This is a genomic window from Acidovorax sp. KPB24-03 (assembly GCF_057546605.1).
The window spans coordinates 100554-112436 of sequence record NZ_BAAJYR010000002.1 but is presented as its reverse complement, the minus strand read 5'-3'; the positions used below and the strand labels follow the sequence as shown (position 1 = coordinate 112436).

Here is an 11883-nt window from a genome sequence, read left to right as displayed (position 1 = left end):
TCTTCTGCCGTTGACACGTAGTGGTCGCCCCACGCGCTCGGCGCGCGTCTTTGACCGAGGCCAGGTCCGAGCCCGCGCCGGGCTCAGAATAGCCCTGGCACCACCAGTCGGCGCCGCTCAGGATGCGCGGCAGCCAGTAACGCTTCTGCGCTTCATTACCGTACTTGATGAGTACCGGGCCCAGCATGCTCACGCCGAACGGCACGATGCGCGGGCCGCCGGCCAGTGCGCATTCGGTATCGAAGATGAACTTCTCGACCGCGCTCCAGCCCGGGCCGCCGTGCTCCTGGGGCCAGTGGTTGGCCAGCCAGCCGCGCGCGTTCAGGATGGCGTGCCACTCCTCCTGGTCGGCCTTGGTCAGTCGCTGTCCGGCCTTGACCTTGGTAGCGATGCGCACCGGCAGCTCGGCCTTCAGGAAGGCCTGCACTTCGGTGCGGAAGGCTTCTTCCTGCGGTGTGAATTGGAGATCCATTTGCTATTTCCTCAGTCGTCCCTGGAACCAAGCGCCTTTCGCCCCCGCCGGGGAGACGGCGCACAGCGATTCAGGGGCATCAATACATCTCGAACAGGCCGGCCGCTCCCATGCCGCCAGCGATGCACATGGTCACCACGCCGTATTTCGCCTTGCGGCGCCGGCCTTCGAGCAGGATGTGGCCGGCCAGGCGCGCGCCCGTCATACCGAAAGGATGGCCGATGGAGATGGCTCCCCCATTGACGTTCAGGCGTTCCATGGGAATGCCCAGTTGTCGCTGGCAGTACAGGGCCTGCGAGGCGAAGGCTTCGTTCAGCTCCCACAGCCCGATGTCATCCACCGTGAGCCCATGGCGCTTCAGGAGCTTCGGCACTGCGAACACCGGGCCGATGCCCATCTCGTCCGGTTCGCAGCCCGCCACGGCCATGCCTCGAAAGACGCCCAGGGGCTGCAGGCCCAGGCGTTCGGCCTGCCTGGCTTCCATCAGCACGCAAGCGCTGGATCCATCGGACAGCTGCGAGGCATTGCCGGCTGTCACGAAGTGGCCCTCGCCTCTGACGGGTTCAAGTTTGGCCAGCCCCTCCAGCGTGGTGCCGGGGCGGTTGCAACTGTCCCGGGTGGCGATCACGTCGCGGTAGGTGACCTCCCCGGAGTCTTTGTTCTTCTCGGCCATGCGTGCGGCGCAGGCGATGATTTCCTCGGCGAACACGCCCTTGTCTTGCGCGGCGGCGGTGCGTTGCTGGCTCTGCAGCGAGAAGGCGTCCTGGTCTTCGCGCGTGATGCCATAGCGCTGGGCCACCACGTCGGCCGTGTCGATCATGGCCATGAACAACTCGGGCTTGCACTCCACCAGCCAGGGGTCCAGGTCGGCCGGGGTGCCCAGGGCGCGCGCGCCCGAGATGCTTTCCACCCCGCCAGCGATCATGGCATCCACGCCTTCGGCAACGATACGGCCGGCAGCGATGGACAGCGCCTGCAGACCCGAAGCGCAGAAACGCGTGACCGTGGTGCCAGCGATAGACAGCGGCAGCTCGGCCCGCAACACCGTTTGGCGGCCCAGATTCTTGCCCTGCATGCCCTCGGGATTGCCGCAACCCAGGATGAGGTCCTCGATCATCCCCGGGTCGATACCCGCGCGCTCCACGGCGGCCTTGACCGAATACGCCGCCAACTGGGGCGCAGGGGTGGCGTTGAACTCGCCGCGGTGGGACTTGGCCAGGGGCGTGCGGGCGGTGGAAACGATGACGGCTTCGCGCATTTTTTTCTCTTGTCTCGGTGGGTGGTTCACTGCGTTTTCAGTAGCGGCTTGCGCTGGCGCCACGGAAGACCCAGCGCCAAAGGCATCTGAATCTGCCGACAGTCCAACAGCAAACGCTCTCAGTTTTGATTTCGACCGACAGCGCCCGTCTCAGGCCTTTGCCACAGCTTGGTTCAGGCTGTCGAAGTTCCGGCCTTCGGCCACCAGCTTTTCCAGCAATGGCGCAGGCTGCCAGAACAGCGGGTCCTCCTTCGCGAACTCGCGGATGTCTGCCAGGATGGCGTCCAACCCCACCATGTCGGCGTACTTCATCGGTCCGCCGCGAAAACGCGGGAACCCGTAGCCCGACAGGAAGGTCACGTCCACATCCAGCGGGCGCAGGGCGATGCCCTCGTCCACGACCTTGGCGCCTTCGTTGACCATCGCGGCCATGTAGCGGCGAACGATCTCTTCCGGGGTGAAGCTGCGCGGCGTGATGCCTTTCCTGGCGCGCTCGGCATCGACGATGGCCAGCACCTCGGAGTCGGGCTGGCCCGCGCGGGCGCCCTGTGGATACACATAAAAGCCCCGGCCTGTCTTCTGACCGAACCAGCCGCGCTCGCAAATGCGGTCGGCGATCTCCACATAGCGGGCCTTCGGGTCGCGCGTAGCAGCGCGGCGCTTGCGCGTCGCCCAGCCGATGTCGCCACCCGCCAGGTCGGTCACCTGGAAAGGGCCCATGGGGTAGCCGAAGCCGCGCAACGCAGCGTCGATCTCATAGGGCGAAGCGCCGTCTTCCATCAGGAAGTCGGCGGCCTGCTTGTACACCGCCAAGATGCGGTTGCCGATGAAGCCATCGCACACGCCAGCGCGCACCGGAGTCTTCTTCATGCGCTTGGCCAATTCGAAGGCCGTCGTCACCACGTCGGGGGCGACCCGGGCCGGCACCACGATTTCCAGCAGCTTCATGATGTTGGCCGGGCTGAAGAAGTGCAGACCGATCACATCCTGCGGGCGCGAGGTGGCCGCCGCAATGGCATCGATGTCGAGGTACGAGGTATTGGTGGCCAGCACCGCACCGGGCTTGCAGACACGGTCCAGCTCTTTGAACACGGCCTTCTTGACCTCGATGTCCTCGAACACGGCCTCGATCACCAGGTCCACCGCCTGGATGTCTTCATAGCGGGTGGTCGGCACGTAGCGTGCCAGGATGGAAGCCTTGGCCTCATCACTCATGCGGCCCTTGGCGATCAGGCCGTCATAGACTTTTTCTACATTGGCCTGGCCCCGCGCGATGGCCTCGGCATCACGCTCCAACATCACCACCGAGAATCCGGCATCGAGTGCAGACACCGCAATGCCCGCGCCCATGGTGCCGCCCCCGATGACGGCGATCCGATCGACAGTGCGCGGCGCTGCGGCCCGGGCCTCGGGGATCTTGGCAGTCTCGCGCTCGGCAAAAAACGCATGAATGAGGCCAGCGCGCTGTGGGCTGTTCAGGCACTCCACGAACAGCGCGCGCTCCTTGGCCAGTCCCTCGTCGAACGGCAAGTCGACTGCGGCGCGCACGCATTCGACGATCTTCGAGGGTGAAAACAAGCCTCGGCTCTTTTTGGCCGTGTCGATTGCCAACGCGTCCAGATCGGCCAGCGCCGCAGCCGCGTCCGGAATGGGCAGGTCGCGCGTGCGGCGCACCGGAGCGTTCTGGGCCAGCAAGGCGTTGGCAAAGGCCAAGCCTGCAGCCGTGGCATCGGAACCCTCCACGCACTGGTCCAACAGGCCTGCGGCCAGCGCCGCCCGTGCCGACATGGGCTTGCCGCTCAGCATCAGTTCGGCTGCGGCCTTGGCACCCATCAGGCGCGGCGCACGCTGCGTGCCTCCAGCGCCTGGCAGCAGGCCCAGATTCACTTCGGGCAGGCCCAATTGCGCACCACCGGCAGCGTTGTGCAAGCCCAGGCGGTAATGGGCCGCCAGCGCCACCTCCAGCCCTCCGCCCAGCGCAGCACCATGGATGGCAGCGACGACCGGCTTGGTGCACGCCTCGATCCGTGCACAGACTTCAGGCAGCGACGGCAGCACGGCAGGCTGGCCGAATTCACGGATATCGGCACCAGCGATGAACGCCTTGCCCTCGCCCACGATCAGCACGGCCTTCACCGCTGCGCTGGCTTCGGCCTGCGCCACCGCAGCCAACAGGCCCTGGCGCACGGCAGCGCCCAAGGCATTGACGGGCGGATTGTGGATGCCGACCACCAGCACATCGCCTTGTTGGCGGGTTGGAACGACGGAAGCCGCTGCCTCACGGGTCATGCGTTTGTCTCCTTTGTTGTGGATCTCGTCCAGCATCCATTCTTACGGCGACAATGATTTCTAACAATCCCATGAATCATTGACAGACTGTCAAATGATTTAAACCAATACGCTTGAGACATGGACTCCCAATCGCTGACCCTGCTGGTGGAAATCATCGACAGCGGCAACCTGAGCCAGGCTGCCCGCAAGCTGAAGATGACGCGCGCCAACGTGAGCTACCACCTCGCCAAGCTGGAGAAGGACGTGGGCGTGCAGCTGGTGCAGCGCACCACGCGCCGCGTGGAGCCCACGGAGATCGGCCTGCGCCTTTACCAGCACGGACGCACCATCCACAACGAGATGCTGGCCGCGCGTGAAGCCATCACGACCCTGGGCCAGGGCTTGCAGGGCCGCGTAGGCATCAGCGTACCCAGTGGCTATGGACAGATCGTGGTGAGCGACTGGCTGATCGAGTTCAAGCGCGCTTACCCGGGCATCGTGCTGGACGTGCTGTTCGAGAACCGCGCCGACAATCTGCGCGACGAAGTCGATATCGCCATCCGCGTGGTGCAGGAGCCGCCACTGTCATTGGTGGCCCGCAGCCTGGGCACCGTGCGCTACCTCGCCTGCGCCTCCCTCGACTATGCTCATCGCCACGGGCTGCCGCGCACCCTGCATGCCCTGCGCACCAGCCCTGTGATCACCGCCGGCGTGACCGGGCGGCAACTGCGCCTGGCGGCCTACCAAGGCAGCGAACGGAATGAGGTGATGCTGGAGCCCACGCTGATCTCCGAGCATTTCCCTTTCCTGCGCCAGGGCATCCTGGCCGGCCTCGGAGTCGGTCTGGTGCCGGACTACGTGGTGCAGGACAAGCTGGAAAGCGGCGAGGTGCTGACCACGCTGGACGAGTACCGCCTGAGCATCTTCGGCACCCACATGTACCTGCTGTATCTGCCCAACCGCCACCAGACGCGGGCGGTGCGCACCTGTATTGACTTTCTTCTGGCCAAGGCCTCACCTGGAAGCGGTACCGTCGAGAGCGTGAGATGAACCTCCTGCCGCTGCCAAGTCTTTGCTCGCCGGCCGGGGTGCCATACATCGAAAGAGATGCGCTCAACGCGCCGCAGCCCTCGCTACCGCGCAGCATCGGGAAGCATGCGCAACATGGATTTTCCTCGGCCCAGCCAGTGCAATGCGTTGAAGGCTTCACGCAAGCCATGCTCGCACTGCGGCGCCTGCAGGTTCACCCATGCCAGTCGTCCTGATGCTCCCAGCTTGCCAGGGCGGCGGTTCGATGGGCCTCCACTCTAGCGGCGCTCTCGCCAAGCCAGGAAACCGCCCATTTGCAAACCGTGCGAGAGCACGTTGAGATATTCCTCGCGCCTTGGTTCAGCAGAGAGCGCATCGTGGGGCCAGGCGTCGAGCAGGCCTTGCAGCCGCTGCAGATCGAGTACACGGCACGCGAGAGGAGACGTGTGCAACCGATCGAGTTGCTGCTGCAGTGCTCCTCGCTGCGCGCTCAAGCGCGCGAACCAGTCACCGTGCTGCACACCCACCGCGCGGTTGGCATGCACCTCGGCTGGACCGCCTTGTGCCGCCAGCAGGCGCCGAGGCAGGGAGCGGCGAATGCCATCGCGCAGAAACTGGTCCAGCGGCAAAGCACCGAAGAAATCGATCACACGCCGGTCGCCCAGGGGCATGCGCACATCAGTGCCGGATATGGCACGCAGCGCACCCCATCCGTCCATCGCAGCGGCATTGCCCAGGAGCCATTCACGCAACACGCTCAACGATCGATGGCTTCCACCCAATCGAATCCTGTAGCGACCGCGGTCCAGCTTTTGGTGCATGCCGAGTTCCTGCGCCAGTGCGGGATGCAGGGCCCCGTGACGCTCCCATACCGCCGCTGGCAGACCATGCCAGTAACGCAGGAGCGTCGTCGGGGCAAATGGCCGCAGCAGATAGCGCTGAAAGGCTTTGCGCGCGCTCAACCCCTCGGCCTTCGCCAGGGCACGCGTCTGCCGCGCCAACGTCCGCCAATCGCCGTCGCGCAGCAGTTGCGGCAGGCGCAACAGGCCGTCGTAGCTGAAAAATGCATTGCCAAGCTCACCACCGATCAAAACGCGCCCGCCACGTGCATGCAGCAGACGGTAAAGCGGAAAGAACCAGGCCATGTTCAGCGGCGAGCGTGTTGGCTGGCCGCTCTCCTTCCACCAGCGCTCCGGATCGTGTTCGCCCCAATCGTCGCCATCATCGCCCACGGGATGCCAGTCGATATTGGAGCGGCTGGCAGCCAGCAGGCGCGCACGGGGCGATTCATCGTAATAGTGGTTCGCATTGGCCCTGGCAGTTTCCATCCTCGGAATCCGCGTGAGGGTCAGCAAGGGTGCGGGTGCCAGCTGCCGTGAGGCGGAAAGCACCATCGAGCCGCTGTCGAGCCCTCCAGTGAGGCACGCCGCCACGGGCCCCCGTGCCCGTAACGCATCGGCCACGGCACGGTCCACAACCTCGGCTGCGGCCGCCTCGACCTCGGCATCACTCCGCAGGCACAAAGAGCCTGCCTCGGGTGGCCGCCACCATCGTTCGCTATGGGTCGTCTCCCATGTCAGCACCATGAAATGCGCCATCGGCACCCTGTCAATGGCGCGGTAGATCGTGCGCGAGGCACGCGACGGGTCCATGACGAGCTGATCGGCCAAGGCCTGCTCGTCCAGATCGAGTGAAATCCCGGGAATCGCCAGTAAAGCCCTCAACCGCGTGGAAAACGCGATCATGCGCGGCCCGCGATGCACGAACAAAGAGCGCTGTCCTAAAGGGTCACGCGCAAGCAAAAGCTGCCGCCGCGTCGGACTGTAGAACGCCAGTGAAAAGGATCCATGAAGGCGCGACAGCGCATGAATATCCCATCGCTGCAAAGCATCCAACATCAGATCGCCGTCGGGACGTGCGGGGTGTGCCGTTACGCCCAGCGCAGTGGCCAGTTCAACACGTGCCCCCAGGCAAACGTCTGCCGCCAGTACGGCGCCCGAGTCACCAACCCGCGGCATGGTTTCACAGTGGTCTTCGTCTGTGAAAAAGTGCTGGCGGTGCACCATCGCCATGTCGCCGCCGTGCCAGATTACGGGAGGTCCGATGCCCCGCCCCTCTAATTCCTCCCCCAGCGTGATGACCCACTCACGGGGTACGGACTTTCCGTCCAGATGCCAGATTCCAGCGAAGTCGCTCATTCAACTCGCGGCGGCGGCAAATGCCGCATTCATGAACCGTTGGTCGAGCCAACGCCATCGTTGCCAATGGTGGGACCATTTGCTGTTTCTTCGATCGCCAGAAACGAGACCACTGGCGCCGTCCAAACCTTGCGCACAACTTGCGCCGGCTGATCGTTGCACACGGGAGGATTTTGTTCGTTCATCTCGGTATCCTTGCAGTTTCAGTCGCGAGACGCGGCGCCCGCCGCACCATCGGGCCGATGATACGACGGTCTGCTGGCCAGTCTCGCACGCGAGCCGTGGAAATCACCGTTCGCCAATGTTGGATCGCCCATGCACTTTCTTGCCGCCCGGCTTTGCCGGATCGACCGCCACACCAGGCCTGTCAGCACCCTGCCCAATGCACTCAGGGCGTGGTGTGGCAAAAAACCGTTTCCATGAGCTGGCCCGTCTTTGATTGGCGCAGTCTGCTGGAGCGCGTCGGAGGGCGCCTGCTCTACCGCGCGCTGCGTCATCGCGAGGGCCGCAGCTACGTCTGGCTGCGACTGACCTCTTCGGCACCGCTGTTCCAGGACTACGGCACCACTTCGATGAATCGATATCCTCGCCTGTTCGCGTTCGTACGTGAAGCACTGACAGACTGCGCGTCTCCCAGACTGCTTTCATTCGGCTGCTCCACGGGCGAGGAAGTCCTCAGCCTGCGCCAATACTTTCCCCACGCCGACATCACGGGCCTGGACATCCATCCAGGCCACATTTCCCGATGCCTTCAACAGCAGCAGGGGCAGCCGGATCCCGGCATGCGATTTCGCGTGGCAGGCGATACCGCTGCGGAGGCTACCGCCACGTACGATGCGATCTTCTGCCTGGCTGTGATGCGGCGGGGCGACTTGGCCAGGCACCGCGGCGAATGCTGCGACCATCTCATTCGCTTCCAGGATTTCGATGCCCAACTGGAAGATTTTGCCCGCTGTTTGCGACCTGGCGGCTTCCTGGTACTGCGTCACGCCAACTTCCGGTTGCGCGACGCCCGCGCGGCACGCTGGTTCGACCCGGTCCTGCGCGTGCCAACACCAGCACGGGCGGACACCCCCCTTTTTGGCCCGGACAACCGGCGGCTCGCAAAACAGGGTGACGACGAGGCAGTATTCCGGCGCCGATCCTCCCCTCATGCGGCTGGATCGGGCAGCGGGATTCAGTGACCGCTCCGAAATGCCACTATAGAATTTGAACTCCTGTGTCCCTGAGCGATGTGCCCTTTTTTGAACGAGAGAAGCCACGGATGAACGTCGATTCGGATGCCTTGATTGCCCAAACTCCGGATTGCCTCGCTGCTGACATGGGCGAGGAACTGGTCATCATGATCGCCGGACGTTCCATCTATCTGGCCTTGGATCCGATCGGACGGGATGTGTGGTCGCGCATTGCAACGCCTTGCACGTTCAGTGCCTTGTGCGACGGGCTGAGCGAGACCTACGAAGCATCCAGAACCAGCATTGAGGCGGATGTGGCCACGTTGCTCGGCACCCTTCACGATGCCGGCGCAGTCGCCATAAGCCACTGAACAGCGGCCTAACCAGGGCGATTGCAACATCCGACCAGGGACCTTGCCTGTGAGCCTATACGAGTACCAACTGTGCGGATGGCACGTTCGCAGCGAAATTTTCCTGCCCGAGCTGCCCGAATGGACGGGAGCCGGTGCGGGAGAAGACCTCATCATCGAGGAAGGGCCGGTGCCTGAGCGGCTTGACGGCTTTGAAGGCCCATCGCCCTGGTTGAGCGTGAGTCCGGATGGGAGCGTTCTGTTGAGCATTCAGAACTTGGTGCGCATCCTCATCCGGGACGGCCGTTCCATACGGGTGGATCGTGTGCAAACACAAGACGAGGGATGGCGCTTGTTTCTGCTCGGATCGGCACTGGCCTACTTGTGCCTTCAGCGCGGCCTCTTTCCGCTGCATGCAGCATGTGTGCGTGTCGGGACGCGCACACTGGCCATTGCGGGGCACAGCGGTGCTGGCAAGTCCACGCTCGCCGCGGTGCTGCTCCGGCGAGGCCATTGCCTCCTGAGCGACGACCTGACCGTTTTGCAGACGTCCCAGGACCGCGGCATTGAGGTGCTGCCCGCTTTCCCGCGGCTGAAACTGTGGCGCGAAACGATGGATGCACTGGAAATTCCCGTGAATGGGCTGCCGCAGATACGACCCGGCATGAACAAGTACGACCTGCGGCCGCATGCGGGCTTCGATGTTTCGACGAAACACCTGGATGCGGTACTGGTGCTGCGCGATGCGCCTTCCCCTCTATTGAAGCGTTGTACACCTTCGGAAGCCTTGCCGATGCTGCACGGTTATCTGTCGCGGCCGCAAGTCGCTCACCGCCTGGGCCTGCGTGCGGCCACATTCGCCCAGGCAGCTGCGGTAGGCCGGATAACCCCCGTCTGGGAATTGCACCGTCCGCGAAGTTTCGATGCACTTGATGCAACTGCCGATTTGATCGAAGCGAACTTCACCCCATGAACCGCCGCGGCATCTTCTGGATCGCCTCGTATCCAAAATCAGGCAATACGTGGGTGCGGTGTTTGATCACCAGTCTCCAAGCGCAGGGGGCGCCTGTGAAACTGCACGGCCTGGGCAAAGCCTTGCCCAATGCCGCAGTGCGCACCTGGCTGGAAGCCTATGTGGATGTGGCAAGCGAGGATCTGAATCCGGACGAACTGCGCGCCATGCGGTTGCAGGCATACCAGCTGTATGCAAAGCAGCACTGGGGCATGCTGAAGGTGCACGACCGCTATGACGCGGCGCTGTTCCCCGCAGATGCCAGCCTGGGAACGGTCTACATCGTTCGCGATCCGCGCGACATCGCTCCTTCTTGGGCCGACCACATGGGCGTGGATGTGGAGACCGCCATTGTGCGGATGGCCGATGCCGAATTCACTGTAGGCCGTGGCTTTTCTGCATTCACATTACAGGCTCCGCAACATCTTGCCTCCTGGTCCGAGCACGTGCGGTCTTGGCTGGATGATGCACCAAGTCCGCTATTGTTGTTGCACTACGAGGCCTTGCTGACTGAACCGCTGCGCGAAGCCGCGCGGCTTGCGGAGTTCCTGGGTCTGCCAGCGGATTCCGGGTGCGTGGCGCGTGCTGTCAGTGCGTGCAATTTCCAGACACTGCGCAGCATGGAGGAGGAGCATGGTTTCATTGAGCGCCGCGCGGTGCAGCAGCGGTTCTTCCGCCAAGGCCGGGCGGGTGCATGGCGTGGGACCTTGCAACCCGATCAGGCCGAGCGCTTGGCGGAACAACACGGGACCATCATGCAGCGGCTGGGTTACGCCTCTGACCGAGCGCCCATAGACAACCTGCAGGCCCGATGATGAAGGCCAACCCGCAGGTCACCGCAAGCTCGCACACCACGGCAGGGCCGGGTACGGCTCTGGAACGCATCGGGGTTCTATGCGCCCCGCTGGCAGCAGATCGCCCGCATCAATGGCGCCCGGGCCCATGATGCGCACATCAGCACAATGGTCGCCAGCGTTCCGCTACGCACTGCATCTTTGGCAAGCGGAGGCGAAGGCACCCACCGATGCGGCGCTGGCCCTGGTCGACGCACGGTCGTTCACGCATACGCTGGCGTGGCATCGGCTGGCGCTTGCACTGCCAGCGGCCGATACGTTGCCCCCGGGCATGCCAGAAACGCTGCGTGCCGTTCTGCGCCAACGCCAGCGCCAAATGACACTGCGAATGTTGCAACAGACGGCCGCATTGCGGGAGATCGTGGCATCCCTTGACCAGGCTGGCCTTCGCTACTGCCTGCTCAAGGGTCAGGGTTATGCCGCGCTGTTCGAAGCCGCGCAGCGCAGGGAAGCCTGCGATATCGACCTGTTGATCTCCGCGGCAGACCGGAACCCGGCACTACGGCATTTGCAGGCCCTGGGCTACAGGCTGGATCCCGCCGCCGCATCCGATCTGGAGCAATACTGCGTCGACAACCATGCCTTGCCGCTGCGACATGCGACGAGTGGCGTGGTGCTGGAGCTGCATCTCCGTCTCGCCAACCGTCCCGGCCAGTTCCAACTGGAAAATCTGCAACTGTGGGACCGGCACATCGCAAGAGTGATGGTGGGCGGCATGGAAGTCGCCACCCTGTCGGCGCCCGCCGCGGTGGCTTATGCGGCGTTCCATGGCACAAAACACAACTGGTGCCGGGCATTCTGGCTGGTGGACATGGCTTTGGCGATGCGCAGCACCACTATGGACTGGCCGCAGGTGCTGGACCTGGCGCAGCGCCTGGGAACCGAGCGCCATCTGGCGATGTCGGTCCTGCTTGCCGAGGCCACACTCGGTGTCGCAACGCCGGCGGTATTCCGTTCGCATGCCCTGCTGCTTCGTGCAGCGCGTCCCGCCGCCGACGCACTGCTGCCGCATCTGGACGCACTTGGCTCCGATCGCGGCGCCGACCTTGCCGCACGGATGGGCATGGTCCGCTACGGGCTGCGGCTGCTGTCGCTGGAATCCAGTTGGCATGGACGTCTGCAGCTCATACCCTTTCTGCTGGCTCCCACGAAGGATGACCGCGCGGCCGTGGCACTTCCCCCCTATCTGCGGTGGGCCTATCCGGGCGTGCGTGCGGTGCGGCTGGCGCACCAGCACATGACCAAGCGAAGACGTGTCTAGCCT

General features: G+C 64.1%; 11 protein-coding genes. 6 read left to right on the top strand and 5 right to left on the bottom strand.

Annotated elements, in window-relative coordinates:
• The 3 genes from AC27KI_RS01130 to AC27KI_RS01120 form a co-directional block, all read right to left on the bottom strand.
• On the bottom strand, positions 1–472 hold a 472-nt coding region (locus AC27KI_RS01130; RefSeq protein ID WP_487112214.1), incomplete at its 3' end, for an acyl-CoA dehydrogenase family protein.
• Between the two features lie 79 nt (positions 473–551).
• The gene (locus AC27KI_RS01125; RefSeq protein WP_487112212.1) at positions 552–1730 is read right to left on the bottom strand and encodes an acetyl-CoA C-acyltransferase; all 1179 of its coding nucleotides are present in this window, start codon (positions 1728–1730) and stop codon (positions 552–554) included.
• A gap of 150 nt (positions 1731–1880) precedes the next feature.
• Positions 1881–4019 carry a 3-hydroxyacyl-CoA dehydrogenase NAD-binding domain-containing protein gene (locus AC27KI_RS01120; protein WP_487087574.1) on the bottom strand — a complete coding sequence of 713 codons (2139 nt, stop codon included), beginning with the start codon at positions 4017–4019 and terminating at the stop codon, positions 1881–1883.
• Between the two features lie 120 nt (positions 4020–4139).
• On the opposite strand from AC27KI_RS01120, the gene AC27KI_RS01115 reads away from it, so the two are divergent.
• Complete coding sequence (locus tag AC27KI_RS01115) at positions 4140–5051, top strand: LysR family transcriptional regulator (RefSeq protein WP_317352957.1); 912 nt, start codon at positions 4140–4142, stop codon at positions 5049–5051.
• Between the two features lie 257 nt (positions 5052–5308).
• Here AC27KI_RS01115 and AC27KI_RS01110 read toward each other — a convergent pair whose 3' ends face one another.
• Together AC27KI_RS01110 and AC27KI_RS01105 are read right to left on the bottom strand one after the other, a co-directional pair.
• Positions 5309–7228 (bottom strand): asparagine synthase-related protein, encoded by a 1920-nt coding sequence (locus AC27KI_RS01110; RefSeq protein WP_487087572.1) that lies wholly within the window; start codon positions 7226–7228, stop codon positions 5309–5311.
• Positions 7229–7257: 29 nt separating this feature from the next.
• Positions 7258–7413, bottom strand: a complete 156-nt coding sequence (locus AC27KI_RS01105) for a hypothetical protein (RefSeq protein ID WP_317352963.1) — start codon at positions 7411–7413, stop codon at positions 7258–7260.
• Between the two features lie 234 nt (positions 7414–7647).
• Here AC27KI_RS01105 and AC27KI_RS01100 point away from each other — a divergent pair, with 234 nt between their 5' ends.
• The 5 genes from AC27KI_RS01100 (at position 7648) to AC27KI_RS01080 (ending at position 11880) form a co-directional block, all read left to right on the top strand.
• Positions 7648–8412, top strand: a complete 765-nt coding sequence (locus tag AC27KI_RS01100) for a class I SAM-dependent methyltransferase (protein ID WP_487112210.1) — start codon at positions 7648–7650, stop codon at positions 8410–8412.
• Positions 8413–8492: 80 nt separating this feature from the next.
• Positions 8493–8774, top strand: a complete 282-nt coding sequence (locus tag AC27KI_RS01095) for a PqqD family protein (RefSeq protein ID WP_317352968.1) — start codon at positions 8493–8495, stop codon at positions 8772–8774.
• Positions 8775–8823: 49 nt separating this feature from the next.
• Entirely contained in the window at positions 8824–9726 is a 903-nt protein-coding gene (locus AC27KI_RS01090; protein WP_317352971.1) for a hypothetical protein, read from the top strand.
• Positions 9723–10580, top strand: a complete 858-nt coding sequence (locus AC27KI_RS01085) for a sulfotransferase domain-containing protein (protein WP_487087567.1) — start codon at positions 9723–9725, stop codon at positions 10578–10580. Before AC27KI_RS01090 ends, AC27KI_RS01085 begins: the two co-directional genes overlap by 4 nt.
• A 127-nt stretch (positions 10581–10707) precedes the next feature.
• On the top strand, positions 10708–11880 hold the full coding sequence (locus AC27KI_RS01080; protein WP_487087565.1) for a nucleotidyltransferase family protein: 1173 nt from the start codon (positions 10708–10710) through the stop codon (positions 11878–11880).
• Positions 11881–11883: the final 3 nt, after the last annotated feature.

Coding starts and splice junctions, on each gene's coding strand:
- AC27KI_RS01080 (WP_487087565.1), top strand. CDS start 10,708: ATGATGCGCACATCAGCACAATGGTCGCCAGCGTTCCGCTACGCACTG.
- AC27KI_RS01095 (WP_317352968.1), top strand. CDS start 8,493: ATGAACGTCGATTCGGATGCCTTGATTGCCCAAACTCCGGATTGCCTC.
- AC27KI_RS01125 (WP_487112212.1), bottom strand. CDS start 1,730: ATGCGCGAAGCCGTCATCGTTTCCACCGCCCGCACGCCCCTGGCCAAG.
- AC27KI_RS01105 (WP_317352963.1), bottom strand. CDS start 7,413: ATGAACGAACAAAATCCTCCCGTGTGCAACGATCAGCCGGCGCAAGTT.
- AC27KI_RS01110 (WP_487087572.1), bottom strand. CDS start 7,228: ATGAGCGACTTCGCTGGAATCTGGCATCTGGACGGAAAGTCCGTACCC.
- AC27KI_RS01085 (WP_487087567.1), top strand. CDS start 9,723: ATGAACCGCCGCGGCATCTTCTGGATCGCCTCGTATCCAAAATCAGGC.
- AC27KI_RS01115 (WP_317352957.1), top strand. CDS start 4,140: ATGGACTCCCAATCGCTGACCCTGCTGGTGGAAATCATCGACAGCGGC.
- AC27KI_RS01100 (WP_487112210.1), top strand. CDS start 7,648: ATGAGCTGGCCCGTCTTTGATTGGCGCAGTCTGCTGGAGCGCGTCGGA.
- AC27KI_RS01120 (WP_487087574.1), bottom strand. CDS start 4,019: ATGACCCGTGAGGCAGCGGCTTCCGTCGTTCCAACCCGCCAACAAGGC.